The sequence below is a fragment of the Mesorhizobium sp. P2_A8 genome, from assembly GCF_056404935.1.
Map to the genome: position 1 here is coordinate 1 of NZ_JBFUDB010000040.1, position 518 is coordinate 518.

Annotated in this window: 1 protein-coding gene; it reads left to right on the forward strand. The window is 62.0% G+C overall.

The annotated features are described in order from the left end of the window. Window positions 1–33: 33 nt before the first annotated feature. Window positions 34–518: OmpA family protein (locus AC1D10_RS35595; protein WP_477279997.1), on the forward strand; the 485-nt coding region annotated here is incomplete at its 3' end.

Genomic DNA, 518 nt, shown 5'->3' on the forward strand with positions numbered 1-518 from the left:
TCCATACGGCCTATTTTTTTGTAGAGGTACTTCATGAAACGCACCGTTTTTTCAATCATCTTCTCCCTTGTCCTGGCGGCCACGCTGGCAGCCTGCGGTTCCGGCGTCAAGCTGAACGACGTGCCGGTCGAGGATCGCACCGGCACGACCCAGCAAGGCGGTACACCAGGCGCGACTGGCCGTGCTGTTGCGCCGGTACAGGTTGAAGGCGCCGATGCCTCGTTGGCGGGCCCTGCCAATACCACCAAGGTCATCTACTTTGACTTCGACAGCTACGTGGTCAAGCCCGAGTTCCAGGGAGCAATCGAGGCCCATGCCAAATACCTGACGGCCAACAAGGGCCGCAAGATGGCTATTGAAGGCCATACCGACGAGCGCGGCGGCCGCGAGTACAACCTGGCTCTGGGCCAACGGCGCGCTGAGGCAGTTCGCCGCGCGCTGGGCTTGCTGGGCGTGGCTGATCCGCAAGTCGAGGCCGTGAGCTTCGGCAAGGAAAAGCCGGCAGCTACGGGCTCTGA